The organism is Robertkochia flava (assembly GCF_020166515.1).
Taxonomy (GTDB): Bacteria; Bacteroidota; Bacteroidia; order Flavobacteriales; family Flavobacteriaceae; genus Robertkochia; species Robertkochia flava.
Genome location: NZ_JAINZT010000006.1, coordinates 444863 through 469642 on the forward strand (window position 1 = coordinate 444863; position 24780 = coordinate 469642).

Genomic DNA, 24780 nt, shown 5'->3' on the forward strand with positions numbered 1-24780 from the left:
AATATATCTATAATTTTAATTGTTAATCAAACATAAAACGAGGATGCAAACCATGAAAAAAATTTCGAGTTTATTTTTGTTAGCTTTGATTAGTGGCGCTGTAACACTTGGAGCGTATAAATTATTTTTTGAGCCTGCCCCGGTGGTCATTAATGACACTAACGGAGCCTCTCCTTTTGTGAACACTTCCCTTCCCGCTCCGGGATGGGATGCTGAAGATGTCGATTTTACCGCGGCTGCAGAAAATACCGTACATGCTGTGGTGCACGTGAAAAATGTCACCATCAGCCGGGGACCAACCAGCCTGTTTGACTTTTACTACGGGTCAGGAGGCGCACAAAGAGCACAGGTGGGTACAGGTTCAGGTGTCATTATTTCCCCTGATGGCTATATCGTTACTAACAACCATGTGATTGCCAACGCTTCGGAACTCCAGATAACTTTAAACAACAACAAGACCTATAATGCCGAACTTATAGGAGCTGACTCGGAAACCGATATCGCCTTGTTAAAGATAGACACCGAAGAAGACCTGCCCTACCTGCCTTTTGGAGATTCAGACCAGACCCGGCTTGGTGAATGGGTATTGGCTGTGGGGAATCCGTTTAACCTGACCTCTACGGTCACTGCCGGAATCATTAGTGCCAAGGCTCGGGACCTTGACGAAACCGACAGCAGGTTTCAATCTTTTATACAAACCGATGCTGCGGTAAATCCCGGAAACAGCGGGGGAGCACTGGTAAATATCCGCGGGGAACTGGTGGGTATCAATACAGCCATTACTTCCCAGACCGGATCGTATGTCGGGTATTCTTTTGCCGTGCCCAGTAATATTGCGCGTAAGGTCGTGGAAGATATCATGGAATTCGGCGATGTACAGGTGGTCAATATAGGGATCCGGGGAAGTGACCTGAAAAATTTGGATACCGATCAATTAGGAATCGAAGAGACCGAAGGGATCTATATCGCGGAAATTATTGAAGACTCCGGGGCAGACAACGCAGGCCTTAAAAAAGGAGATATTATTAAAGAGATTGACGGAATCAAGATAAGTAAGTTCGCCGACCTTACCGGATACCTGCGCAGCAAACGTCCGAACGACAGGATTTCTCTTGCCATTCTCCGGGATCGCGACCGGATGGAGATTCCCGTAACCCTGTTAAAAAATACAAGTTACGACATCAGAAACCTTGGGCTTTCGGTAAAGGAACTATCCGATAAGGACAGAAAAGATTTCAGAAATGCAGAAGGAGTCAAGATCATTAACAGCTCTCCTTACTGGGAAGAAGCCGACCTGGAAGGAAAACTATTGATCGCTATCAACGATATGAAAACCGAATCGATCGATGATGTTAAATCAGCAATGTCTAATCTAAACAAGTATCGCAGCCTGAGCATTTTGATTTTAAATCAAAAAGGGGAACGAGAAAGAATATATATAAAGGATTAAATACCTCTTTTTCGGATATAATTCAAAGCGTAAAGGACCTGAAAAACAGGTCCTTTTTTTTTAAATAAATTATTTTACGAAAACGTTTGAAATATATACTTTTGCGCCAAATCATAAGATGTTATAAACAACACAAAAAACATGATAAGTTTAACTACTACCTACGAAAAAGAACTGGCCTTTCAGGCAGACCGACGAAAAGCCGCAGTAGAATTCATTAAGGTTGTAAGCGACCTTTGGTATGAGAATTCCATTGAACTCGTACTCTTCAGAAATCAGCTGATCGACAAAAGCATCAGTGAGGTGATGAACCTGCATAAATATGCGGCTGAATTCGTAGAAAAACCCATTTCCATCTTTGATACTGTAGAAATTGCCTATGCCATCAGGGATATGAATTTACCGGCAGCCAAGATTGATATCGGGAAACTTACCTATGAATATCATCTTGAAGACAATCATAAGGAGGATGCCAATGAATTTGTACACCATAAATTAAAAGGTGCATGGACCAACGGGGAGATCGAACCCAAGGATGTGGTACTTTACGGATTCGGGAGAATCGGGCGTTTACTTGCCAGAGAACTTATGCTTAAAACCGGAAGCGGCACACAACTCAGGCTCAGAGCCATTGTTACCCGCGGAGAGATCACCCGGGAGGTCCTTGAAAAAAGAGCCTCACTCCTGGCCTATGATTCTGTACACGGCGACTTCCCAGGCACGGTGAGTATCGATATGGAGAAAAAGGCCCTGATCATAAATGACACCAGTGTATATGTGATCAGTGCGAACCAGCCCGAAGACATCGATTACACCCGATACGGGATTGAAAATGCCCTGGTTATTGATAATACCGGAGCTTTCAGAGATGAGCAGGCCCTGGGACGCCACCTGAAATCAAAAGGAGCGAATAAGGTTTTACTGACCGCTCCGGGAAAAGGAGTTCCCAACATCGTACATGGGGTAAACCACCTCGATTACGACCCGGATACTACGGCTATCTTTTCAGCAGCCTCCTGTACGACAAACGCCATTACCCCTATCCTGAAGGTTGTGGAAGACACCCTGGGTGTTGAAAAAGGCCACCTGGAAACCATCCATGCCTATACCAACGACCAGAACCTGGTAGACAATATGCATAACAAATACCGAAGAGGAAGAGCTGCTGCCCTGAATATGGTGATCACCGAGACGGGTGCCGGAAAAGCCGTTTCAAAGGCCCTGCCTTCCCTGGAAGGAAAACTTACCTCCAATGCGATCAGGGTTCCTGTGCCAAACGGATCTCTTGTTGTGCTTAATCTGCAGGTGCAAAATGCCACCAGCAGGGATGAGATCAACAACATCGTTAAGAAATACGCCCTTGAAGGAGACCTGGTAGAGCAGATCAAATACTCCATGAACAATGAGTTGGTATCGTCCGACATCGTAGGCACCTCGGCACCTGCAATTTATGACAGTAAAGCGACCCTGGTTTCAGATGATGGTGAAAATATCATCCTTTATATATGGTATGATAATGAATACGGATATAGTCAGCAGGTGATCCGACTGGCTAAATACATCGCGAAAGTAAGAAGATTCACATATTACTAGTAATCAAAAGCTTGAAATATTTTATTTGATCGAAAACAATATGTAAATATTATGTCCGTTACCAAGTAAAAACATAAATTTGCAACCCAAAACCTAATTTTTCAAGGACATGATGAAGACCAGAAAGAACTTGCTCACAACCTTAGTCTTATCGCTATTTTTAAGTGTTGTGGTTTCGGCCCAGGAGAAGGAAGAGGAACCCTCCTTAAATGACGGAAGCATCGATAAGCAATTTGAGTACATTATGACCGAGGCCAATAATTACCGTAATTATAAGGTCGTTAAAACGGCATGGCTCAATACTTTGAAGAAAAACACCCTGGATTCGATCGCAAGACTGGAAAATGAACTGGCCTCCAGCCAGGATCTCACTTCCAAACAGAAATCAGAGATCGACGGGTTGAAGACGGAATTGGCCAATACCAATGCCCAGTTATCGAATGTAACCGAAGAAAAGGACAGTATTTCCTTTTTTGGATCACTCATCGATAAGCCGGTTTATAAGTCCATCATGTGGGGTATTGTAGCTGCACTGACCCTTGTGCTTTTACTTTTTATTTACAAGTTCAAAAATGCCAATGCGGTTACCCAGGAAGCGAAACAATCACTCGCCGAGCTGGAACAGGAATATGAAGAACACCGCAGAAAAGCTTTGGAGCGAGAGCAAAAAGCCAGAAGACAGCTGCAGGATGAGATCAACAAGCAAAAGATGCAAAAATCGAAATAAGTCATCCAGACTCATTACTTTGAAAACTCCCCAAACGGGGAGTTTTTTTATGAGCACCACTCCTCTCCTCCCTGGAATATTTCGCATCTTTGCAAAAAACCGGAAACCATGCGTATTGACATCATTACGGTATTACCCGACCTAATTCAGAGTCCGTTTGAAGCCTCTATTTTAAAAAGAGCTATAGAAAAAGGGTTGGTCGAGGTACATTTTCACAACCTGCGCGACTATACCACCAACAAGTACAAAACCGTAGACGACTATCAGTTTGGCGGTGGGGCGGGCATGGTCATGATGATCGAACCCATAGACAAATGCATTACCGGGTTACAGGCGCAACGCACCTATGACGAGATTATTTATATGACCCCGGACGGGGTTACCCTGAACCAGGGGATCGCTAACGAACTTTCGCTGAAAGGGAACCTGATGATCCTTTGTGGGCACTATAAAGGCGTAGATCAAAGAGTAAGAGACCGATTCATTACCCGGGAAATCTCCATAGGCGATTACGTGCTTTCCGGAGGAGAGCTGGGTGCTGCGGTTTTGTGTGATGCGGTTATACGCCTGATTCCGGGAGTGTTAAACAATGAAACATCGGCCCTTACCGACTCTTTCCAGGACAACCTGCTGGCCCCTCCGGTGTACACCAGGCCATCGGATTACAAGGGCATGAAGGTACCGGAAGTGCTGCTAAGCGGTAATTTTGCAAAGATCGAAGCCTGGAGAGAACAGCAGGCCCTGGAGCGTACCCGATCGCGGAGGCCGGATCTTTTGGAAGACTAAAGGTTTTTGAAGCGGAAAGAATTGTAAATTAAAATTAAATAATTATTTTTGCATCCAATTTCAGATCAACCTCTGGCGATAATCGTGAATGTTGGTATGATATAATTCTAAAAATAGCAAAATGGAAGCTTTAGTAAAATTTGTTCAGGATGAGTTTGTAGAAAAAAAAGAATTTCCTGAATTCTCTGCTGGAGACACGATCACTGTTTATTACGAGATTAAAGAAGGTGAAAAAACCCGTACTCAGTTCTTCAGAGGGGTAGTTATCCAGAGAAGAGGTACTGGTCTTACAGAAACCTTTACCATCAGAAAAATGTCTGGAACTGTTGGTGTTGAAAGGATTTTCCCAATCAACATGCCGGCGCTTCAAAAGGTCGAGATCAACAAGCGTGGTAAAGTACGCAGAGCTCGTATCTACTATTTCAGAGGGCTTACCGGTAAGAAAGCGAGAATCAAAGAGGTACGTTCTTAAGTATCCGATTTATCATAAAAAGAAATCCCGCCCTGTGCGGGATTTTTTTGTTGATAACCACTGCCTTGCACACCATGGCAAATTGTTGATATTTTTTAACACGCAAAGTGCTGATTTATAGAATTTTATAACTACTTTGCAATCAGTAAAAAGTTCTTATTCATAATAAAGTATTGCGATTTAATTAGGTCTCGAAGAATTTCTGCTACCCACAGTAGTGAAGGATTCCACAGAAAGTTTGAATCATTCATTGAATTGAATGGTCAGTGCCGAAACTTCAGCATCGGAAGAGGCTGAAAGAGTAGGAAATTGAATTGTCAATAGCAGAGATCTTAGTTATACCATTTATAGGTATAAATATTATCTCAAACAGGAAATAGTCGATCAGTGTAGTTGAATTAATTGTAGAGTTAATAAATGTAATTGACTGTTTCCAAAAAAGCCATATCATCTCATTCAAGTCATGATATGGCTTTTGTTTTTTATGCCCGCCACATTGTTTTCCTTTCTACCTCGCAATCCCGCTACCGGAAACAGACTTAAAATTGTATATTTGCGCAGTTTAATAAAATAAGTTCTAAAGATACATGGCACATAAACCAACAATTTTTTACACTAAGACTGATGAAGCCCCGGCACTGGCTACCTACTCCTGGCTACCCGTGGTAAAAGCATTTACAGCCTCGTCAGACATCAATATAGAAACCGCAGACATTTCTCTTGCCGGAAGAATTCTGGCCGTTTTCCCAGACCGTCTTCAGGAAGCTCACCCTGATGCTTTACATCAATTGGGAGAACTTGCCAAACAACCCGAAGCCAACATTATTAAGCTCCCCAATATCAGTGCATCCATCCCGCAGCTGGAAGATGCTATTGAAGAGTTACAGGCCAAGGGCTTTAACATCCCGGATTACCCACATAATCCCCAGAGCGAAGAAGAGAAAGAGATCAAGGCACGTTTTGACAGTGTAAAAGGTAGTGCCGTAAATCCTGTTCTTAGGGAAGGAAACTCTGACCGAAGAGCTCCTAAGGCAGTTAAGAATTACGCCAGAAAAAATCCGCATTCCATGGGAGCATGGGCAGCGAGCTCACAATCTCATGTGGCCACCATGGAGGAAGGTGACTTCAGGCATACCGAAAAATCACTGACACTGGGGCAAAACGATGAGCTTTCCATCAACCTGATCAATAAGGAAGGAAAGAACACCGTGCTTAAAGATCATCTCAAGGTGCTTAAAGGAGAGGTTATCGATGCCAGTGTGATGAGTAAAAATGCCCTTGTACAGTTTCTGGAGAACCAGATGGAAGATGCCAAAGAGCAGGGTGTACTTTTTTCACTGCATATGAAGGCGACCATGATGAAGGTTTCTGACCCCATTATTTTCGGTCATGCCGTTCGCATATTTTTCAAGCCGTTGTTTGCAGAATTTAAGGATACCTTCCAGAAAATCGGGGTTAATGAAAATAACGGCCTCGGAGATCTGATGGATAAAGTAAACCAACTTCCCGTTGAGACCAAAGACGCCATCGTAAATAAGATCCAACAGATCATGGAGCAGCGACCGGATCTGGCAATGGTGAATTCAGACAAAGGCATCACCAACCTGCATGTACCAAGTGATGTAATTATCGATGCATCAATGCCTGCTATGATCAGAAATTCAGGACAAATGTGGAATGCAGAGGGGAAAGCTCAGGATACCAAAGCCGTAATTCCAGACAGCAGTTACTCCGGGGTATACCAGGCCACTATAGATTTCTGTAAGGAAAACGGGGCTTTTGATCCAACAACCATGGGTACCGTTCCTAATATCGGGCTTATGGCTCAAAAGGCCGAGGAATACGGTTCACACGACAAAACCTTTGAGATTCCGGAAGCCGGATCCGTACAGGTAAAAAATAAGGCAGGAGAGGTTATCCTCGAGCATAAGGTGGAAGAAGGAGATATCTGGAGAATGTGCCAGGTAAAAGACCTTCCGATTCAGGATTGGGTAAAACTCGCGGTAAGCAGAGCGAGAGCCACCAATACACCGGCCGTTTTCTGGCTGGACAAGGACAGGGCTCATGATGCAGAACTGATCAAAAAGGTGGAGACCTACTTAAAGGATCACGATACTGAAGGTCTTGTAATCAAGATTCTCGCTCCAAAAGAAGCTACCCTTTACACCTTACAGCGTATTAAAGAAGGTAAGGACACGATTTCTGTAACCGGAAACGTTTTAAGAGATTACCTAACGGACCTCTTTCCTATCCTTGAGGTGGGAACAAGTGCTAAAATGCTTTCGATTGTTCCGTTAATGAATGGCGGGGGCTTGTTTGAGACCGGTGCCGGGGGTTCTGCTCCGAAACACGTACAGCAGTTCGTGGAAGAAGGACACCTGAGATGGGATTCTCTTGGAGAGTTCCTGGCGCTAGCCGTTTCTTTAGAGCATTTCGGAAATAAGAACAACAATCCAAAAGCTCTTGTTCTGGCCGAGGCTCTGGACAAGGCTACAGAAAAATTCCTTGATAATGACAAATCTCCTAAGCGAAAAGTAGGTCAGTTGGACACCAGGGGCAGCCACTTCTACATGAGCATGTACTGGGCTCAGGAGCTGGCTACACAAACCGCCAACTCCGAGCTTCAGGAAGCCTTTAAGCCGATAGCAGAAGCGCTAACGGCAAATGAGAAGGCCATAGTTGCCGAGCTCAGTGAAGCACAGGGGCACCCTGTGGATATTGGAGGCTATTACCTTCCCGAGGAAGAAAAGGCCAGCAGGGCTATGAGGCCAAGCACCTTATTAAATGATATCCTGAACAGGTTATAATCCTGTCAGAAAAAGCAAAAAAGGCCTGATTTTACATCAGGCCTTTTTCATTTAAGGGATAGGATACTTCTGATAAATTCTGTTTAACTTTATCGCAAAAAAGTTATGCAAAAAGTTTTCAGGCTTTTCAGCTTGATCCTGATCTTGATTCAGGCTCCCCGGATCGCCGCCCAGGAAACCTATACCATAAGTGGAGAGGTTTCTGAACGCAACACCACGGAATCGGTTATCGGCGCCACCATTCTTGCTGAGGGAACCCGCCAGGGAACCGCAACCAACGAATATGGATTCTATTCTTTAACCCTGCCCAAAGGTAAGTACACGATTATCATTTCTGCCCTGGGTTTTAAAAGCGTTTCCAGGGAGATCGATCTTCAAGGCAACCTCAGACTCGACATCCAACTGGAAGAAAATACAGAACTACTCGACGAAGTCGTGGTGAGCGAGGATACCGAGCGCCTGGAGATCAATCAGCCTCAAATGAGTGTTAATGCCCTGAAATCTACTACGATTAAAAATATACCCGTTGTCCTCGGGGAAGCAGATGTACTGCGATCTCTGGTACTCTTACCCGGAGTGTCCAACGGAGGTGAAGGCGCTTCAGGATTCAATGTTCGGGGGGGTGCAGCAGATCAAAACCTGATCTTACTTGACGAAGCTATTATCTTTAATTCCTCACACCTCTTCGGATTTTTCTCGGTATTCAATCCCGATGCCATCAAAGACATAAAACTGTACAAGGGAGGTATTCCTGCCCGCTATGGAGGCCGTGTTTCTTCTGTACTGGACATCTACCAGAAGGAAGGGAATAAAAACGACTTTAAGGTGAACGGTGGGATTGGGCTGGTCGCTTCCCGGCTTTTGGTAGAAGGCCCGATCACTAAAGAGCGTTCCTCATTTTTATTGGGTGGAAGAAGCTCTTATGCACATCTCTTTCTGCCCCTGTTCGATATCAATAATTCCGCCAGCTTTTATGATCTTAATACCAAGATCAGCTTTAAGCTCAATCCCAACAACAATATCTATTTCTCCGGCTACTTCGGACGTGACCGCTTCAGTATTGAAGATCGTTTTATAAATTATTACGGGAATGCGGTATTCAATTTCAGGTGGAATCATCTTTTTTCTGAAAAGCTCTTCTCGAACCTCTCTTTGATCTATTCGGACTACGACTATGGACTGGAACTGGATTTTGTAGGATTTGAATGGGATTCGGGAATTCAAAATATGAACCTGAAATACGATCTGAAGTACTACCTCAATAACAATATTCAGATCAATTTCGGGCTTAATAATATTTACTACGGGTTTAATCCCGGAAAGATCATCCCAAACCGGGAAGATTCAGGTATTGTAGAAGACCAGCTCACAAAAAAATATGCCAACGAGCTCGCGGTATATGGCGACATCGAGCAGCGCATCACAGACGAGTTGAGCATACAGTACGGTTTGCGATGGAGTCATTTTACCCGTCTTGGGCAGGACGAGATCGCCGTCTACGAAAATGATCTGCCGGTGCTCTACGATCCGGAGACCGGTATTTATAAGGAGGCCGTGCCTACGGATATTATTACCGGGGAAAGAAGCAATTCCCTGGCAACCTTCATGAATTTTGAACCGAGGTTTTCACTCACCTATCACTGGGACGATCAGAATGCGATTAAAGCGAGCTATATGCGAATTTCGCAATACTTGCATCTTTTGTCCAATACCAGTTCGCCAACCCCACTTGATGTATGGACGCCAAGCGGACCCTTCATCAAGCCTCAGCTTTCAGATCAGATCGCTGCCGGATACTTCAGAGAATTCAACAATGCAGGACTAAGCCTGGAAACGGAGGTTTTTTACAAGAAGATCAGGAACAGGATCGATTATATTGACGGGGCCGATCTTATCGCCAAAGAGAATATAGAAACCGTTATCTTAAACGGGGAGGCCAGGGCTTACGGGGTCGAATTTCTTTTGCGAAAGAATACCGGAAATTTCAAGGGCTGGCTGGCCTACACCCTGAGTCGTTCAGAACAAAGAACACCGGGAAGAGGTTCGGTAGACTTTAACGGCACCACGGTTGAAGAACCGGGAATTAATAATGGGCAGTGGTACAGCACCCCCTGGGATAAAACCCATGATATTTCTCTTTACGGCAGCTATCAGTTCAACAGAAAATGGAAGATGAATGCCAATTTCATATATCAAACCGGGCAACCCACAAATTACCCGATAGGGCAATTTGAATTTCAGGGATTAAGTGTACCCTATTACGGACTTCGCAACGAGGTGCGGCTTCCGGATTACCACCGCCTGGATCTTTCCGTTTCCCTCACCCCGGATAAAAACGGGGAGCGCAGGTGGCAGGGAGAATGGGTTTTCAGTATTTACAATGCGTACAATCGAAAAAATGCGGCTTCCATTAACTTCCGCAGAAATACAGACAGCGGCAATAACGAAGCGGTAAGAACTGCCATTTTCGGGATCGTTCCCTCGGTAACCTATAATTTTAACTTTTAAGTCATGAGAAGGTTTTTCATTCTATATATATTTCTTTTGCTCTTTACATCCTGTGAAGATGTTGTTGATATTGATCTGAACGATCCTGAACCCCGACTGGTAGTAGATGCCCTGCTGAGGGTCGACTCAGAAAGTCCTTCCAACCGGGTGAGCGTAAAACTGCTGCTTTCCAGCAATTTCTTTGAAGATAATACTGCGGTAAACGATGCCTCCGTAAGCCTTCTGAACGTCGATACCGGTCAAAACATCCTTTTACCCGCAGAGGGGAATAACGGTGTATATTCGGCCGTGGCAGATACCGATGTACTCACCTCAGGTACTCTGGAACTACAGATAACATACAACGGCATATTGTATACTGCGATCAACGAATTTGCACCTTCCACTCCTATCGTTAAACTGGAACAAGGAACTTCGTCCCTATTTGACGACGAAGATATAGAGATTATCATCGGGTATGAGGACCCTGCTGATCAGACCAACTATTACCTTTTGGATTATGACCAGGGAGAGTATTTCACTTCTGAAGACACGTTCTATCCCGGCCAGTATTTTGAATTCTCCTATTTCCATGGAAAGGCCATACCCGGGGATACCCTGGAGGTATACCTGTTGGGAGCCAACCAGGAGTTTATAAACTATATGAATCAGGTACTGGAACTGAGCGGGGAACAGGGCTTAACTCCTTTCCAGACTCCCGTCTCAGCAGCACGAGGTAATATTGTTGGTCCGAATGACACCTCAATGAATTTTGCTCTGGGGTATTTTGCCGTCCTTGAATCCTATTCACAAACCCTGATCGTTGAATAACAGGAATACCATGGGGCATGCAGGACTGTTGCAGAACTTAACGATCATAAAAAGGGTAACACACGTTTTCCGGGTTTCAATAACCCGGAAAACTAATTACTTTTGCAGAGGTACAAATACTTTGTTCACACGATACCTTTTATCCTGAAAATGAAAAGAACCAATCGAGACCTGTTTTTAAAAAGTCTTAAATATTTTGCCTACACCATGCTCATGATGTTTATGGCTCCCGTGGTGATCTACCAGGCATTTAAAAACCAGACACATCCCTGGTACTGGCCGGTGCTCATTTTTGGGATCCTTCTTGCCATTGCTGCTATAGGAATGGGTTTCTACAGCATCCGAGTGATCATGAGGTCATTTTTTGGAGAAAGAAAAGACGGCAAGGATTAACCTAAGAGCATCTTCATTGCCAGTATTACCAGTATTCCTGTAATTCCCTGGAACAGGGTAGCTAAAGTATGACTACCCAGGGCCTGTTTTACACTGAGATCCGAAAACTGGCTTACCACCCAAAAATAACTATCGTTTACATGGGAAACGGTCAATGCACCGGCCCCAATGGCGAGGACCGTCAGGGCGGTGTCTGTACTGCCTTCAAGACCAAATTGCATCATAAGGGGTGAAATGATGGCTGCAGTTGTGATAATAGCAACGGTAGACGAGCCCTGGGCCGATTTTAATACAGCAGAAATAACAAAAGCCACCAACAGTCCGCCTCCAGTCAGATTAAGCTCCTGTTCCATGATTTGACCCAGATCGGCACTTCGCAGCACATTTCCAAAAGCACCACCAGCTCCCGTAATAAGTACAATGGATCCCGCATCCTTTAAGGCTTCACTGATCCATTGCGCCCGCGTCTTCAGGGATAATTCCATGCCGGATAGCATTGCGAGAATGGCCCCGATAAACAAGGCGATCACGGGAGAACCCAGGAAGGCAAGCACAGCGGTTAGCGCACTATCTTCAAGCGGATTTCCGGGGTACCCGGCCACAGATGCAGCTCCGATCAACACAATAGGGGTTATCAGTGGAAGCAGCACCCTGGTCAGGGAACCCTTGGCATTCATCTCAAAATGGGCTTCGGAAAAGTCCTTTCCTTGTTCCGCTGCAGCGTTCGCATGACGTTTTTGCAGGATACTCCCCCACACCACTCCGGAAAAGGATACCGGTATTGCCACAACAAACCCAAGGAGCATGACCAACCCAATATCTGCCCCAAGTACGGAAGCCGCAGCGAGCGGACCCGGGGTTGGAGGCACAAAAACATGGGTTGCATACAACCCTGTTGAGAGACAGACGGCAAATACCACAAGGGGAATACCTGTTTTCCTGCTCAATGCCTTATTCAGCGCAGAGAGAATAATGAACCCTGAATCACAGAATACAGGAATGGAAATAATAAACCCCACCAGGTTCATCGCCATTGGCGACCATTTCTCAGGCAGGGTTCTCAGCAATCTCGAGGTAATGAGCTGCATACCCCCATTTTTTTCGAGAAATACTCCGATCACGGTACCAAAAGCGATAACCAGCCCGATCTCAGATAAGGTCTTTCCAAAGCCTGTGGTGATGATCTCAACCAACGCTCCGGGTAGAAATCCCAATAATAACCCGGACAACAGGGCCGCCCCGGTAAGGGAGAACACAGGGTGCAATTTAAAGCGAACGGTCATGAAAATAATGAGAAGGATGACCAGGAAAAGGATTAGAAAAACATTCATTAGCTACTGAAGCGGTTTAAATTATTTAAGGTAGGTCCTGAAGAATTCCAGGGCTTTTGATTTCAATAACATTTCTGCATGACGCAGGTTATAGGACAATTCCCTGTTCGGGTCACTGATCTCTATAATTTGATGAAGTCCAAGGTCTTCACGATTTCGCTGTTTTAATGCATTCACTCCGCAAAATGCAATCACAGGAGTCCCCCCTTTTCCCGCCGCTCCCGCCAAACCGGAGATCAGTTTACCATAGTAGGTCTGATCGTCAATGCTCCCCTCTCCGGTAATCACGAGGTCGTATGCTCCCGTTTGCAGTCTTTTTGTGACGCCCTGCAGGTCTAATATAAATTCGGCACCATTGATAAAAGATGCATCTAAAAAAGCCATTAATCCGAATGCGGTTCCTCCCGCTGCACCACTTCCATTAATATGCGCTAAATCCTTTTTAAATATCTCATTCACCACATGGGAAATATTCCTGAGGCCCTGATCCAGCATTTCGATATCTTCCGGAGTGCCTCCCTTTTGTGCAGCATAAACCCAGGCAGCTCCCTCCGGACCGTATAAGGGATTAGAAACATCATTGACGGCAAACACCTCTGCATCCTCCAGAAAATGATCCGGGATAACAATATGGGAAATGGCTGATAAATTTGCCCCACAAGGTTGAAGTATATGCTCATCCCGATCCAAAAACCGGAAACCCAGGGCATGAGCGATACCCGTACCCGCATCATTGGTTGCACTGCCTCCCAAACCGATATACAGGGATTTGGCCCCTTTTTCCAAGGCGTGTTTAATAAGCTCTCCCGTTCCTAAAGTAGAAGTGTTCATCACCTTCCGTTCGGCCTCCTTTAATAAAGAGAGGCCGGAAGCCTCTGCCAGTTCGAAATAGGCCTTTCTGTTGGCTGGATCGTAGAGATAAGACGCCCTGATATTTCTTCCTAACGGATCACTTACGTTTTGAGAGATTATGTCAATATCGGGAAGTGCATTTTGAACAACCTTTAAAAACCCGTCTCCCCCGTCAGATAAGGACACCGTTTCGAGATCAGACTCGGGCTTTAGAGCTGTAATTACCTCTGAAATACAGGTATTGACCTGGGCCTGAGTTAAGGCATCCTTAAATTTATCTGAAGCAATAAGTATTTTCATCCTATAGGATTTTACTTATTAAATATAAGGCGAATAATTGAAAGTGCTCTAAATCTGCCATATAGCTCCGGATACATCTTCCATCCCCCCGGGGTGGGCATAAAAAAAAGGAGCCTCATACCTGAGACTCCTTAGGGTCAAACCTAACTCACCATTATGAAATAATCAGTTTACTTTTACTTTCTGATGGCTTGTTGTAGTGTTCAGATAATTATCTTTTAACAGCTTTCGGTTCAGTTTTCCCGTATCATTTTTAGGAATTTCAGAGCAATTTACCACTACTGCCGGAATCTTGAATTTAGCCAGCTTTTCCTGGCAAAAACTCTTTATTTCGCTGCTGTTTAATTCGCGATCGGCCACTAAAAAAGCAACTCCGCTTTCTCCCCACTTCTCATCGGGCACTCCGATCACCACTGCTTCTTTTACATCCTGATGAGACAGCAGGACACGTTCTACTTCTACAGGATACACATTCTCCCCACCACTGATATACATATTCTTTTTTCGGTCTACGATATAGATAAAGCCTTCACTATCCATTGTAGCCACATCCCCGGTACGTAACCAGGCACCCAATTTAGCTCCTTCTGTAGCCTCAGGCCTGTTCCAGTATCCGGGGGTTACCATAGGTCCGCCTATAAGTAATTCTCCGGGTTCTCCGGCTTCAACATCCTTTCCAAGATCATCGACAATTCTGATATCCACATAGAAATTTGGCTTTCCGATAGACCCTTCTTTTCGTTTGGCCTCATCCTGATGCAAGGACGTAAGGTTAGGGCCGGCTTCGGTGAGTCCGTATCCCTGCCGCACAGGTATTCCTTTTCGGTGAAACACATCAATAAGCGGAATCGGCATACTCTCCCCTCCTACGATCAGGTATTTCAGGGAAGAGAGATCCTTGGCAGAAAACTGAGGCAGGTCCACCATCATTTTTAGCATGGTCGGAACCGCCATAAACAGATCCAGACGCTCTTCCTCTATGCAATCCAGAATCATGGCCGGATCGAACTTATTAAACAACAACATGGTGCCACCATGATGCAATATCGGTGTCAGGAACACATTCCAACCTCCGGTATGAAAGAGAGGCATACAATTAAGGGTTGTTGTGGAAGAGGTCAAACTCAGGCTGTGTGCTGTGTTTATGCTATTCCAAAACATCATCTTATGGGTATAAACAGCTCCTTTGGGAAACCCGGTAGTACCACTGGTATACAGAATAAAAACAGCATCCTCTTCATGAAGCTTTTTACTTTTATAAACAGGTCTTTCATTAAAGCAATTAGAAAGCTTATCTATAGCAACGGCCTCACATCCCGGTTTCAATTTTTTGACATCCACGCAGGAATCCCGGTAAAAAAGCAATTTACTTCCGGAATCTTCCAGCATATACTGCAGCTCTTCCGAAGCGAGCCTGAAATTCAGAGGCACCAGAACGGCACCCGTTTTAAGGGCTGCGGCGAACAGCAGTACCTGGTAAATGCTGTTATCACTAATTATAGCAATACGGTCTCCTCTTTGAATACCATAGGTATCTTCCAGGTCGACAGCCAGCGCATTAGCTGCAAAATGCAATTCCCGATAGGTATACTTTTTCCCTGTCTCTCCTATCTTTACAGCGATCTTTTCCGGATTGTACTCCGACCATTTTGCAAACCAGTCAAAGGTATTGATCATAGCGAATAAATTTTGATGTTAAAGAATAAAGGCATTTGCCGCGAAAGCTAATCCTCCTCCGGATCCAATGAAAAACAAGGTATCCCCCTCTTTAACCTTTCCCTTCTCCCAGGCCTCGTTAAATGCCATAGGTATACAGGCAGAGCCGGTATAGCCATACTCGTGCATTACGGTGTGGGCCTTTTCTGCGGGAACACCTAATATACGTAAGGTCTCCCAAATAGCGTTGATATTAATCTGGGTGATCAGAAATTGATCTACCTGCTCAATACCGATGTTCATATGGGAGGCGAGATCCTTCGCCATTGCACTCCACATGTTTGGATTGAGTTCCGGCGGAAATTTTTTGACGAATTTTAATTGATGATCGTTCTTTTGCAGGATATCACTACTTACCGGATGATGCGTTCCTCCGCCATAGATCCCCATCCAATCGGCATACTCTCCTTTGGTCACCATTTTTCCAGCCTGGAATCCTTTATTTTTTTCTGTAGTGGCAGAAAGCAGTACAGCCCCTGCCCCGTCAGCAAAAAGTGTAACGGTTTTTTTATCGTGTTTATTCAGGTACTTGCTCATGGCGTAGGCGCCGATAACAAGAGCGTGTTTAACCCCTCCGCTTCTGATAAAATGTGTCGCCGTTTCCATGGCCGTTACAAACCCGGCACAGGCCGAATTTAAATCAAAGGTTCCCGCTTTACTGGCATTAAGCCTGTGCTGAACCACCGCTGCGGTTGATGGTGAAACATATTCCGGAGTATCGGTGGCAATGATCAGCAGGTCTAACTCTTCCGGACTCAATCCGGCCCTTTGCAGGCACTGTCTCGCTGCATTCTCACAAAGATCAGCGGTAGATTCTTCTGCTTCGCACCATCTTCGGTTGTGAATATGAACGTTTTCACGTAACCAGGTATCTACGTCTTCCCCCAGTAACTCATTAAAATATTGATTAGGCACCTTTCTTTCAGGGACATACATCCCCGAAGAAATGATTTTTGCATTCTTCATTTCCTTATCTCATTAGTTAAAAATCCGGCAGAACATTACATATGTTCAGTCCTGCCGGATCAAATAATTTCTATTGGTATAGTCTTCCGGAAATCAGATCAGAAGTTAAATTTCGTTTCCAGAAGGTAAAGTCCTCTTGTCGGAGGTGCAGCAGTAAACTCTCTCAAGTCCTGGTTGAAGAGGTTGGTGATAGCAACACCAACACTGAATTTATCACTAAAACGGTATCCTGCATTCAGGTCCAGAGTTGCAAAACCACCCAGTGGTCCATAGTTAAAGGAATCTGTACCAGGTGCTCCTTCTACGATAGGCGTACCTCTGTAGGTTTCACCCGGTAAGGTTTCCGAAGCGATCTGGAAGCTGGAGAAGTAGTTGTACTTCTCTACAAAACGGGAGAACACACTTCCGTAGAACTTATCTCCGGAATAATTTACAGCAATACTTCCTTTATTATTAGGAGCATTTACCAGGAAGTCAAAATTGTTCACTTCCCCATCCCCATTGAAATCATTCTCCAGGTTATTCTCATCATATGAATAATCAAAGAAAGAATAATTAGCGGTAACACTAAGCGATGGATTGATAGCATAGGTTAAGCTCAGGTCGGTACCATAGGTATTTACTTCTCCAAAGTTGATATAGGTAGCTACCAGACCATTGTAAACTCCGTAAGCAGCCTGCACCTCACTCATTGGTGTATCTCCTCTTTCTGTAGCTACACCAACAACGGTTACCGGACTCAGGAAGTCTTTATTATTGTTGTAGTATGCATTCACATCAATATAGAACTTATCCAAAAGTGTTCCCCGGTACCCGATCTCATAGGTATTAAGTTTTTCAACGGTTTGCGGGTCAACCACAGTACCATCGATAAGCGTAAATCCTTCAGCATTTCCAAGAATAAGTCCACCGAACAGATTTCCATACATATTCAGGATGGTTGGAGCAGCAATCCCCTGCCCATAGGTCAGCCTAAGCGTTCCCTTACCAAATTCCTTAATAAGACCGGCTTTAGGGATAAAGTTAGTACCATAAACATCATGGTTATCGATACGAGCCGCACCAAGAACTTTAAATCCTAGTCCCATATCTAAAAGTCCATGTGCATATCCTCCGATCTGACCTACTTCAATATAATCGTCTTCATTTTCATCCAGCAGGTAGGTACCTAAGCTGTTCGCTCTGTCCAGCTGCCATTGCACCCCGGTAACCAATTCCAGTTTATCGTTAAACAGGCTGTTGGTATACTGTGCCTCGGCATTCCAACGATGAGAGTCATCACGGAAACGCGCCCCGGTGCCATAGGAGAAATCTCCTCCTGCCTCTTCAGGAGACAACCCGGCATCGATACCGGCATAATACGCCTTGGTTCTGTCGTCGATCGAATAGGTGTCATCGGTTTTTGACCCGGTACGATAAACCTGGGCAAAGAAATTCTTGGTATTGAAACGCAATTGCAATACATTGATCTTCCAGTCTACGATCTGGTTTCTACCAACATTGGTTGGAGACAGGTAGGTACTGTTGCTGTGCTCATAAGTCGCAATGATGTCGGTTCCCGGTTTCGGAGTATAGATAGCAGTTGCACCGGCTTTGATAAACTCCACTCCCGGATCTAGCTGAAATTCAGCATATCCTTCCTTAACCCCATCACGACCGGCAAAACCGGGATCTCCCGGCAATAATCCGGCAGCGTCCTTACGGTCGATGTAAACAGAGTCGGCATATTCAAATTCTTCGGCCCTGGTGTATTCTCCGGTCACTTTATAGGCAAATTTATCACTTACCTTATCTGCCCATCTCAGACGCAATGAGTTAAAGGCATTCCCATCTCCGTTCACCCCAAGGTTACCTACTACGGTACCTCCCTGGTAGGTTCTTGGATCTTTGGTTCTGATATTGATCAAACCGTTGTGGGCATTAGGTCCGTAAAGGGTAGCATTAGGGCCCAGGATCACTTCTGCCTGTTCGGTATCTTCCTTAATAACGGTTGACAACGGACCCATAGGAAGTCCTGTAGCTACCAGGGTTGAAATACGGTTATCTATAACCTGAAGGTTCTTAGAATTGAAGTTGGAATTGAATCCGCGAATATTAAAAGCAGGAGTAGCGATACCAGCACGGAAATAATCCACCCCTTTTTTACGAGCTACCAGTTCAGCAGGATTTCCAGGGAATTCCTCAATTTCACGAGGACTGATCGATACGATTGTAGATGGAGAGTTGGTAAGCTTTTCCGCTTTTCTGGAACCAGAATAAACCACCACTTCGTCCAATGCTACTCCCGGACTAAGACTGAAATCAACTCCCGACATATCCTGGTTCACAATAATTTCTCTTGAAGATTTTGAGAATCCTACATAGGTTACTTCAAGAATTACTTTTCCTGAAGAAACGGTTAGCTCATAAACCCCATCTTCATTGGCAGAGGTTCCCACGCTTTGGTTTGCAGCAAAAACAGCCGCTCCGGGTAAGGCCATACCCGAATCATCGGTTATCGTACCCTTAATGGTAAATTGCTGCGCGTATATTCCGGCGCTCATAAACAAGCCGAAAAGCAACAAGAATAGATTTTTGATTTTCATAAAATTTCAGTTTTGGTGTAATAAAAGGTTAGTAAAGTGTTTGTGTTAATTTTTGTTAGACATCATTTAAAAATTCTTCCAATAGTTCTGCAATCCTTTCAGGTTGGTCCCATACCAGAAAATGTCCGGCATTCGGGATGGTTAAAAACCTGCTCTTGGGATGGGTGAAATTGCAATTTTTCTTAAGGTCTTCCAGGGTCAGGGAAGGATGAAGAATACGGTTTGGGATCAGGTAATCCTGCTCCCCGTAAATCACCCATACCGGGTGTTCGATCCCGGGAAAACCCTGGATAACCGGTTCGGTTAACATGGCTTGTATATTAGCACCTACCGTTTCCAGATAGTCCGTATATGCATCGGAATTTTCCATAAGTTTTATACGGTCCTGGTACATAAACAGTGCATCTTCAGGCGTCTTTCCCGAAGCAAAATTCACATCAAAATTCCCTTTGATCTGTTCTGCAGACAACATAGACATAGCCGCAGGAGTCACGTACTGTCCAAACCAGTCGCGATCTGCCTGGGTAAAGGTTTCTACCCCGGCTGGAGCCAACAGAAACACGCCCTTCAACCAGGGCTTCTCCACGGTATTCTCCGCCATGGTCAGTGCGATTTGCCCTCCCATGGAGTGCCCTACCAAAATAACGTCAGTATACCCCTGTTGGATTATGAATGCGGTCAAAACCTCCGAGTAGTTCTTCATTCCCGGCTGCATTTCCCCCTTGGCGCTGTCACCATAACCCGGCAAATCAACCACGACTGACCTGAAATGGTCTGAGGTGCTGGCAAGCAGTTTATCAAAGGCCCTGGAATTACTTCCCAACCCATGAATCATCAGCAGGGTTGTATTTCCCTTACCGTATTCCCTATAATGAAGGGTTACATTTTGGTGCTCGTATTCAAATACCTGCTCCTGGGCAGAAATGGCAATAGTTGACATAAAAACGGTTATAAACAATAGTAATCTCATCCTTTAAAACTGATTTTTTTATTTTTTAAGAAGCTGATTTCCCGAGATCCTCAACCACCTCTGGAATAGAGTCTTTCTTTTCTGCCACCCTAAGTGAAATGTAGATCACTCCGGATACTAAAAAGGAAATGATAAGAGCCAGGGCTGAAGCGATAGCCGGGTTCTTGGTGGTGGCACCTTCCATATAAGGTGTCAACTCGAGATAGTATACCGAATAATATACCCCTAAAGCAGTAAGGGTACCCACCACCGGAATCAGTTTATTCTGAACTTTTGTAAAGATCCCATAAAATACGGGAACGAAGGCTGCACTAAAAAAGGCATACACACCATTCTGAGCGAATATTGCTACACTAAGATTGGGGGAGGTTAATTGCTGCCAGGACAAATACACTACCACTATAGCAATTAAAACGCCTATTATACGATTGATCTTCATCGCAGAGCTGTGATCCGTGTCCCTACCCATTAAAGGCAGCAAGAGATCGTTGGTGATCGAAGTAGGCAACGACTGAATTAATCCTTCCAGGGTGGAAAGACCGGCAGCTATTAAACCTATGATCAGAAGCAGGCTTACATAAGCAGAAAATTTGGACACGACGAACGCCGGAATTATTCCATCCATCTGAAGCGGCTCTCCCTCAAACATAAGATCAGGAAAATAGGCCCTCGCATAAAACCCGACAAACACCACAGAAAAGAACAATACCAGCAACAGTATGGAATACACAAGGAAGCGATTGACCTCATGGTCTTCTTTTAACATTAATGACTTGGTAAGGATGTGCGGCTGACAAACAATTGCAATACCTATCAGGGCATTGCAAACCACCACTTCAAAAAAGTCCCTGAACAAAGGGCTCGTATCATTAAACGGCATCACCAGCTTAGGGTCTACAGCCGACAGCTGATGAAACAAATTGGCTTCTCCTGATGCAAATACGTCCCCGGCACCTGAATACAGCATAACCCCGGCAACAATAACCATTACAACAGCCTGGATAGAATTTGTATAGACCAGGGAATTGGCACCCCCTAACATGATATATGTAAATACAACGATTACCAGTCCTATTAATACATATAATTCATTTGCGTCAATGGCTTTAGATATCACCTTGGTGATCCCTACACAAATAAGTACAATGAAAGTGATGAGCAGCACACTTAAAGCTCCGAACATCTTTTGCAGAAAAGGAGAGCTAAATCGCTTACCCAACCAATCTGCAATACTTAGCGATCCGACATGCACACCATACTTTCGGAATTTCTTCATCAGAAACACCAGGGCAATGAAAATAGCCAAAGGCATAACCACCCCAAAGGCCAGGTAAGCTCCAAGACCGTAAAGCGAAATAAATCCCGGATTGATAATAAATGTTGCAGCACTGGTTAATGAAGATGCCAGCGCTAAAGCGACCGTAATGGGGCTAAACCTAACACTACCAACAGCATAGGATCTTAAATTGTCCGAAGAGGTCCTTGACTTTAACACCATCCCTATCAACAGAAGGACAAAAATAGACAAGGCTGCAATGGTTAAATTTGGGGAAAGCTGGCTCATACTGTTAAATCTGCAATTATTGGTTTTTATAATTGAGGCATCTACAATTATGCCCCACTCTTTTTTTCAAATTGTTGGCTAATATTAATTATTAAGTTAGTACTTCCAAGAAATGAATTGAGAAAATTTTGGGGTTGACTTTTTAAGACAATATCGTCGTAAAATGAAGGTTTTTTCTTCAATATCGGGCTTTGAAAGCCGTTTCAGGATTAATTCTGCCCTCTTCCAATATCAATTCAGTAAATTCCAGCTGAATAAAACCAAAAGTCAATATTCTAACGGACTTTTTTATATTATTGATTTACAGCTGTATAAATATAATTATGAGAACTTAACGTTAAAAGTCCACTAACTATATTTATAAATTCCCGATATTCCCCAGTAGTTTTAATGATAGATTTGAGAAAAATCTTAAAAACATGACTCAATTTAAAGACAAGGTAATTATTGTAACCGGCGGTGCCAACGGAATCGGGAAGACCACAAGTGAGCTTTTTCTGGCCCGTGGCGGTAGTGTGATCTGCTGGGATATCAACGAAGAACAAGGTAACGCTTTTATCAGGGAGAACGAAGGATCCAGCCTTGAATTCATGAAAGTCAATGTAGCAGACCGATCCTCTGTTGAACAAGCAGTGAACACTATTATAGGTAAATATGGAAAAATAGATGTCTTAATCAATAACGCAGGAATCACCCGGGACAGCACTTTAAAGAAAATGACCCAGGAACAATGGCAACAGGTCATCGATGTTAACCTGACCGGTGTCTTCAATTGCGCTCAATGTGTGGGCATCCATATGATGGAAGCCGGATCCGGAGTTATCCTCAACGCAGCATCCATCGTTGGTTTGTACGGGAATTTCGGGCAAACCAATTACGTAGCTACCAAATCGGGAGTTATCGGTATGTCTAAAGTATGGGCCAGAGAGATGGGAAGAAAAGGAGTACGCGTTAATGCGGTGGCTCCGGGATTCATCGCCACTGAAATGGTAACCACTATTCCTGAGAAGGTGATACAGGACCTCGAAGACAAAACCCCTCTGGGAAAATTAGGGCAGCCCGAAGATATCGCCATGGCTTATGCATTTCTGGCATCCGATGATGCTAAATTTATCACAGGAACCACCCTCAGTGTAGACGGAGGACTTGTACTATAAAATGAAATTAAAGAAATTCGTTGCATATATCGATACCCTTTTACCTCACGAGGTAAGCTTGCTCAACGAGAAGAAACAATTCCGTGATGAAGACCGTCTCAATATTTTTGAGACGGTCTATCATAACATTCACTCCGGTGGATTCACACGGGATTACGACATTTCCATAAATAAGCGGAAGTATTCTCACCTCATGCAATGGATGCAAACCAACCTTCAGGAGCACGATACTGATCATTTATATAAAAGACTCAATGAACTCGACACCCGCATCAAGGCTGATCTTATTGATACGGAGGAAGAGAGCGAACTCCTGAAACTGATCGGGGAATACAAGCCCCATCACTACCATTTTATTCGTTTTTATGAAGTGGTGAAAAGTTACCTTACCTTTTTACTGATCCGGGTACGTATGAATGACTACCACACCATTAATAATTTTATTCATGTATACCAGGACGAATACAACAGAAGTAAGGACCTTCACAGTCGCCTGATCCAGGCAACCTCCGACATTGTAAAGGATTATCATGAGAATACGCTTACGGAGCAATCTTCCAGATGGATCCCATGGCTGAAAAAGAATATTGAAGACAGGAATCTCGATGGTTTTAACCGATACCAGGCCCTCGTTCTTCTCACCTACCTCGCGCTCATGGATCAGCGCTATATCCAACAAACCCTTCAGTATTACGGAACCATCGAGGAAGACATTGTAAGTGGCCTCTACTATTCCCGGAAATTACTCATTAACTATTACGGGAATAAACAATTGCTGTTAATGAAACTCCATAAACACGATCTTGCCCTTCATTACGGGGAGCTTTCGATCAAGCATGACGGTCCTGATTATGTGATGTACCTGACCAATTACAGCTTCAACCTGTTACGTCTTGGAAGGGCCGAAAAGGCGCTTAAACTCATGCAACAGGCACTTCCCTATGTAAGGAATATGTCGAATCGTTATAACAGAACACTCTTTATCTCCTCCCTGATACGGTGCTATAACCACAATGGAGAATACCAGAAAGCGTGCAGCTATGCAGAAAATCAGCTGGATATCTACGAAAAAGACATTCTTGAGCACAACTGGAAGCGATTTTTCCGAAACTATATGGAGTCGCTGATTTATACCGGGAATTACGCAACGGTTAAACGCCTGATCAAGAAATACGACCTGTTGGAAAGTGAACGCATCAACCTCTCACAGTATGCAGGCTATCCTTACTTTAAATGGTTCTCGAAACTGATCGCGTATAAGGAAGGGAATCTTTCTGAGAAGAAGTTCAAGGAACAGATCGACCGCGAAATAGAATCTCTGAAGAGCACCTATCGCATCACACCTTCAGACGCCATTCTTAAAATACTGGAGACTGCGATTCACGAATTAGTCTAATAACCCTTATTACTTCCTGCTTTTTTGGATATTTCTTCTGTTTCTATAAGGAATAAGGAACGACTGGTTGATGTCGGGAGTCGGGAGTAGTTAGTAGGGAGTAGAGAGTAGAGAGTAGAGAGTGGAAAGTACCAGTTGTACTTGTAACTTGTAACGTTTACCCTGTAACACATCACACTTCCCGCATCACGCATCACTCATTACGCATCACACATCACGCGGTAACCTGTAACCTGTAACCTAAACGCATAAAAAAACCCTCACCATTTACATGATGAGGGTTTCAAAGAAGGCGGCGACCTACTCTCCCACTTTCGTAGTACCATCGGCGCTGACGGGCTTAACTGCTCTGTTCGGAATGGGAAGAGGTGAGCCCCGTCGCAATAACCACCTTAAG

18 protein-coding genes and 1 rRNA gene are annotated in these 24780 nt (G+C 44.3%); 11 read left to right on the forward strand and 8 right to left on the reverse strand.

Annotated features, from left to right (window positions below; genetic code table 11):
* The first annotated feature begins 52 nt into the window (after window positions 1-52).
* The 9 genes from K7R11_RS11115 (at window position 53) to K7R11_RS11155 (ending at window position 11546) form a co-directional block, all read left to right on the forward strand.
* Entirely contained in the window at window positions 53-1450 is a 1398-nt protein-coding gene (locus tag K7R11_RS11115; RefSeq protein ID WP_224490792.1) for a trypsin-like peptidase domain-containing protein, read from the forward strand.
* A 141-nt stretch (window positions 1451-1591) separates the two neighbouring features.
* Window positions 1592-3043, forward strand: coding sequence for a glyceraldehyde-3-phosphate dehydrogenase (locus tag K7R11_RS11120; RefSeq protein ID WP_262899809.1), 1452 nt, complete (start codon window positions 1592-1594; stop codon window positions 3041-3043).
* Between the two features lie 109 nt (window positions 3044-3152).
* Window positions 3153-3770: a tRNA (guanine-N1)-methyltransferase gene (locus K7R11_RS11125; protein WP_224490794.1), complete on the forward strand. Its 618-nt coding sequence runs from the start codon at window positions 3153-3155 to the stop codon at window positions 3768-3770.
* A 108-nt stretch (window positions 3771-3878) separates the two neighbouring features.
* Window positions 3879-4556 (forward strand): tRNA (guanosine(37)-N1)-methyltransferase TrmD, encoded by a 678-nt coding sequence (trmD, locus tag K7R11_RS11130; RefSeq protein WP_224490796.1) that lies wholly within the window; start codon window positions 3879-3881, stop codon window positions 4554-4556.
* A gap of 121 nt (window positions 4557-4677) precedes the next feature.
* Window positions 4678-5028 carry a 50S ribosomal protein L19 gene (rplS, locus tag K7R11_RS11135; RefSeq protein WP_224490797.1) on the forward strand — a complete coding sequence of 117 codons (351 nt, stop codon included), beginning with the start codon at window positions 4678-4680 and terminating at the stop codon, window positions 5026-5028.
* A gap of 587 nt (window positions 5029-5615) precedes the next feature.
* Window positions 5616-7835 carry an NADP-dependent isocitrate dehydrogenase gene (locus K7R11_RS11140; protein WP_224490799.1) on the forward strand — a complete coding sequence of 740 codons (2220 nt, stop codon included), beginning with the start codon at window positions 5616-5618 and terminating at the stop codon, window positions 7833-7835.
* Between the two features lie 105 nt (window positions 7836-7940).
* The gene (locus K7R11_RS11145; protein WP_224490801.1) at window positions 7941-10343 is read left to right on the forward strand and encodes a TonB-dependent receptor; all 2403 of its coding nucleotides are present in this window, start codon (window positions 7941-7943) and stop codon (window positions 10341-10343) included.
* A gap of 3 nt (window positions 10344-10346) precedes the next feature.
* The gene (locus K7R11_RS11150) at window positions 10347-11153 is read left to right on the forward strand and encodes a DUF4249 family protein (RefSeq protein ID WP_224490803.1); all 807 of its coding nucleotides are present in this window, start codon (window positions 10347-10349) and stop codon (window positions 11151-11153) included.
* Between the two features lie 150 nt (window positions 11154-11303).
* Window positions 11304-11546, forward strand: a complete 243-nt coding sequence (locus K7R11_RS11155; protein ID WP_224490805.1) for a DUF6095 family protein — start codon at window positions 11304-11306, stop codon at window positions 11544-11546.
* Here K7R11_RS11155 and K7R11_RS11160 read toward each other — a convergent pair.
* From K7R11_RS11160 to K7R11_RS11190, 7 genes are all read right to left on the reverse strand, one after another.
* Entirely contained in the window at window positions 11543-12877 is a 1335-nt protein-coding gene (locus K7R11_RS11160) for a GntP family permease (protein WP_224490806.1), read from the reverse strand. The genes K7R11_RS11155 and K7R11_RS11160 overlap by 4 nt on opposite strands.
* A gap of 21 nt (window positions 12878-12898) precedes the next feature.
* Window positions 12899-14029 carry a glycerate kinase gene (locus K7R11_RS11165; protein WP_224490809.1) on the reverse strand — a complete coding sequence of 377 codons (1131 nt, stop codon included), beginning with the start codon at window positions 14027-14029 and terminating at the stop codon, window positions 12899-12901.
* Between the two features lie 165 nt (window positions 14030-14194).
* Window positions 14195-15706 (reverse strand): o-succinylbenzoate--CoA ligase, encoded by a 1512-nt coding sequence (menE, locus tag K7R11_RS11170; RefSeq protein ID WP_224490811.1) that lies wholly within the window; start codon window positions 15704-15706, stop codon window positions 14195-14197.
* Between the two features lie 18 nt (window positions 15707-15724).
* Window positions 15725-16711 (reverse strand): 3-oxoacyl-ACP synthase III family protein, encoded by a 987-nt coding sequence (locus K7R11_RS11175; RefSeq protein WP_224490814.1) that lies wholly within the window; start codon window positions 16709-16711, stop codon window positions 15725-15727.
* 98 nt (window positions 16712-16809) lie between these two features.
* Window positions 16810-19296, reverse strand: coding sequence for a TonB-dependent receptor (locus K7R11_RS11180; RefSeq protein WP_224490816.1), 2487 nt, complete (start codon window positions 19294-19296; stop codon window positions 16810-16812).
* A 55-nt stretch (window positions 19297-19351) separates the two neighbouring features.
* Complete coding sequence (locus tag K7R11_RS11185; protein ID WP_224490818.1) at window positions 19352-20266, reverse strand: alpha/beta fold hydrolase; 915 nt, start codon at window positions 20264-20266, stop codon at window positions 19352-19354.
* A gap of 25 nt (window positions 20267-20291) precedes the next feature.
* A complete protein-coding gene (locus tag K7R11_RS11190) occupies window positions 20292-21830 on the reverse strand; it encodes a sodium:solute symporter family transporter (protein ID WP_224490820.1) in 1539 nt (512 codons plus the stop codon).
* Window positions 21831-22249: 419 nt separating this feature from the next.
* Here K7R11_RS11190 and fabG point away from each other — a divergent pair, with 419 nt between their 5' ends.
* Both fabG and K7R11_RS11200 read left to right on the forward strand, forming a co-directional pair.
* Window positions 22250-22987 (forward strand): 3-oxoacyl-ACP reductase FabG, encoded by a 738-nt coding sequence (gene fabG, locus K7R11_RS11195; RefSeq protein WP_224490822.1) that lies wholly within the window; start codon window positions 22250-22252, stop codon window positions 22985-22987.
* 1 nt (window position 22988) lies between these two features.
* A complete protein-coding gene (locus K7R11_RS11200) occupies window positions 22989-24383 on the forward strand; it encodes a tetratricopeptide repeat protein (protein ID WP_224490824.1) in 1395 nt (464 codons plus the stop codon).
* Window positions 24384-24670: 287 nt separating this feature from the next.
* Here the strand turns inward: K7R11_RS11200 and rrf are convergent.
* Window positions 24671-24778: ribosomal RNA gene (gene rrf, locus K7R11_RS11205) — 5S ribosomal RNA — on the reverse strand.
* Window positions 24779-24780: the final 2 nt, after the last annotated feature.

Coding starts and splice junctions, on each gene's coding strand:
- K7R11_RS11115 (WP_224490792.1), top strand. CDS start 53: ATGAAAAAAATTTCGAGTTTATTTTTGTTAGCTTTGATTAGTGGCGCT.
- K7R11_RS11120 (WP_262899809.1), top strand. CDS start 1,592: ATGATAAGTTTAACTACTACCTACGAAAAAGAACTGGCCTTTCAGGCA.
- K7R11_RS11125 (WP_224490794.1), top strand. CDS start 3,153: ATGATGAAGACCAGAAAGAACTTGCTCACAACCTTAGTCTTATCGCTA.
- trmD (WP_224490796.1), top strand. CDS start 3,879: ATGCGTATTGACATCATTACGGTATTACCCGACCTAATTCAGAGTCCG.
- rplS (WP_224490797.1), top strand. CDS start 4,678: ATGGAAGCTTTAGTAAAATTTGTTCAGGATGAGTTTGTAGAAAAAAAA.
- K7R11_RS11140 (WP_224490799.1), top strand. CDS start 5,616: ATGGCACATAAACCAACAATTTTTTACACTAAGACTGATGAAGCCCCG.
- K7R11_RS11145 (WP_224490801.1), top strand. CDS start 7,941: ATGCAAAAAGTTTTCAGGCTTTTCAGCTTGATCCTGATCTTGATTCAG.
- K7R11_RS11150 (WP_224490803.1), top strand. CDS start 10,347: ATGAGAAGGTTTTTCATTCTATATATATTTCTTTTGCTCTTTACATCC.
- K7R11_RS11155 (WP_224490805.1), top strand. CDS start 11,304: ATGAAAAGAACCAATCGAGACCTGTTTTTAAAAAGTCTTAAATATTTT.
- K7R11_RS11160 (WP_224490806.1), bottom strand. CDS start 12,877: ATGAATGTTTTTCTAATCCTTTTCCTGGTCATCCTTCTCATTATTTTC.
- K7R11_RS11165 (WP_224490809.1), bottom strand. CDS start 14,029: ATGAAAATACTTATTGCTTCAGATAAATTTAAGGATGCCTTAACTCAG.
- menE (WP_224490811.1), bottom strand. CDS start 15,706: ATGATCAATACCTTTGACTGGTTTGCAAAATGGTCGGAGTACAATCCG.
- K7R11_RS11175 (WP_224490814.1), bottom strand. CDS start 16,711: ATGAAGAATGCAAAAATCATTTCTTCGGGGATGTATGTCCCTGAAAGA.
- K7R11_RS11180 (WP_224490816.1), bottom strand. CDS start 19,296: ATGAAAATCAAAAATCTATTCTTGTTGCTTTTCGGCTTGTTTATGAGC.
- K7R11_RS11185 (WP_224490818.1), bottom strand. CDS start 20,266: ATGAGATTACTATTGTTTATAACCGTTTTTATGTCAACTATTGCCATT.
- K7R11_RS11190 (WP_224490820.1), bottom strand. CDS start 21,830: ATGAGCCAGCTTTCCCCAAATTTAACCATTGCAGCCTTGTCTATTTTT.
- fabG (WP_224490822.1), top strand. CDS start 22,250: ATGACTCAATTTAAAGACAAGGTAATTATTGTAACCGGCGGTGCCAAC.
- K7R11_RS11200 (WP_224490824.1), top strand. CDS start 22,989: ATGAAATTAAAGAAATTCGTTGCATATATCGATACCCTTTTACCTCAC.